We start from the raw sequence: 2,351 nt of genomic DNA, 5'->3' as shown, positions 1-2,351 counted from the left end.
AACGTCAACTCCATCATTCGGCGGTAGCTCAGCCCAACCCCAACCGACTGCAACGACATGCCCTACGCGGGCACTTTCACATGAGGCAACGAAGGGACTAAACGGGCATCTTTAGCGAGTCAACGCGACTGCCGCCGCTTCGTGGCGCCTGGGACAGGAGTGGCTAAAGACTGCGGGTGACCTTCTCGGTTTCCATCCGGCGCGCCAAGGCGGCCCGGTCGGGGTTGGCGACGTGCACCAGCGACCCGCCGACCGCCAACACGCTCAACAAGCCGTCAATCACGTCGTCGGCCGTGCTCCAGGAGGCGGTCGAAAGCACTCGGTCGTCGGCGGTCAACGCCCTTGCTGACGCTGTTTTTTGGCAGGCATCCAGCACCTGCTCGACGGATCGGCCGGCCAGCGCGGGGCCGGGATGCTGCTCGGCGACGATCTGGTCGCCATGGACCCGCACCGCGGTCGCGTAATCGGTGAGGCCGATTGGCAGATCTGGTGCCGGACGCCCGAACGCATCCAGCGAGAGCACCGCGATCTCACTGGCACCGGTGGCGTCGGCTTCGTCCAGCCGCCCGGCCGTGCACAGGGCGACGTCGGCGTGCGAACCGTCGAGCAGCACGTCGGCGCCGATCCACCACACGCCGAACAGCACCGCCGCGGTCTGCCAGTGCGCCGGCAGCAGCACTGCCACCCGGCTGGCCGGGCCGCCGCCCAACTCCTCGCGCAGCAGGTTGCCGGTCTTGGCCGCCCAGTTGGCCAGCGTGACCGCGGAGAGCTCGATGCGTTCGCCGGTGGCGTCGTCGTAGTAGGTGATGCGCGGGCCGACCGGGTCGGCACGCAACATCGGATCCAGGATCGCCGCGCTGAGGTTCACCGGGTCAGTAGATCAGTTGACGCACTCCGGATGGTCGGAGCCGGCAGTCAGAATCGGCGAGGGCGGGGGAGCCTCGGAGTCCGGGTGCGAGGCGGCCGCCAGCTTGGGGCCGCCGTCGCTGAGGCCCGATCCCGGTCCGGTGTAGTCATTGCCCAGCACCACCCGAACCGTGCCCTGCGGTACCGACGTGTTGGCGATGACGGGCAGCCCGCCCAGTTCTTTGGCGATGGCTTTGGCGCCCACGTCATCCGCACTGGCGGCTTGTACTTGGCTCCTCGATACGTGCGCGGTGTCGTTGTTGCCGACCTTGCCCGTGCTGAATCCTTTGGTGGTCAACACTTGTGACACCGAAGCGGCGAGGCCGTTGATGTCGGTGTCGTTGAGGACGCTGGCGCTGGTCTTGTCCGGTGCGTAGGCGAGTTCCTCGGTCTTGCCCTTGGCCTGATCCTGCAGCAGGCCACCGACCCAGTCCTGGACCTGGTGCTGATCGACCCGCACCACGCTGTGCATGCCGTCGTCGCTCCAGCCGGACTCATCGAGCACCGGAATGGTGGCGAAGGCGATCTTGCCCGCGGCCAACTTCTGCAGCTGATTCACGAAATCCATGATGTCCCAGCCGGATGACAGCACCACCGAGCGCTGGATGGCCGACTGCAGCCGCTTCATCGTCGCCGGGCTGGACAGTGTCCTACCGGAGATCACCTGGTGAGCCAGCGAGGACATCACCACCTGCTGACGCACCACCCGGTCCAGGTCGCCGCGCGGCAACTCGTGGCGCTGTCGAACGAAGCTCAATGCCTGCGGGCCGTTGAGCTTCTGCGGGCCGGCCGGGAAGTCGGCACCCGAAAGTGGTTCGAAGACAGGCTGTTTGAGGCAAACGTTGACACCCCCGAGGGCGTCGGTGATCAGCGAGAAGCCCAGCAGCCCGATCTCGGCGTAGTGGTCGACGGTGACGCCGGTGAGGTCAGCGACCGTCTTGATCAGTGCCTCGCGGCCGGCCTCGGTGCCTTCCCGCTCGGCCTCGTCGGGCGCTATGCCCGATTCGACCAGGCTGACCCGCTTCTCTTCCTTGGTCTGGCCGTAGACGCCGTTGATTTTGGTCTTGCCCAGGCCGGGTGCGGACACGTAGGTGTCCCGTGGAATGGAGATCGCGGTGGCCGACTTTCCGTTGTCGGGGATGCGCACCAGGATGATTGTGTCGGTGTTGCTCGCCACCTCGTCGCCGGCCCGTAGCGTCGCGAGCTCTTGCGGGCTCAGCGGGTTGCCGTGAGCGTCGGCGCGGCTGTCCATGCCGACCAGCAGGATGTCGAGCGCCCCGTCGTCGCCGCCGTGGCCCAGCGACGGCGCGAAGACGTGGTAGATCCCGTCCTCGAAGGAGCGGACTTTGCCCCATGCCACCCCTGTCACGAGGACGACCAGTGCGGCCGTGACGCTCGCAATCACACGAGTCACTCGTTGCTCAGGCATCACATCAGATTACTTG

General features: G+C 66.6%; 2 protein-coding genes. Both read right to left on the bottom strand.

Translation table 11 applies throughout. The features are described from left to right. Positions 1–163 precede the first annotated feature (163 nt). Entirely contained in the window at positions 164–838 is a 675-nt protein-coding gene (locus tag WAN02_RS00165; protein ID WP_422261662.1) for a TIGR03089 family protein, read from the bottom strand. Between the two features lie 42 nt (positions 839–880). Beyond that, entirely contained in the window at positions 881–2,335 is a 1,455-nt protein-coding gene (locus tag WAN02_RS00160) for an LCP family protein (protein WP_422261660.1), read from the bottom strand. Between the last annotated feature and the right edge of the window lie 16 nt (positions 2,336–2,351).

Source organism: Mycobacterium sp. (assembly GCF_049281135.1).
Classification (GTDB): domain Bacteria; phylum Actinomycetota; class Actinomycetes; order Mycobacteriales; family Mycobacteriaceae; genus Mycobacterium.
This window is presented reverse-complemented; position numbering and strand designations above follow the sequence as displayed.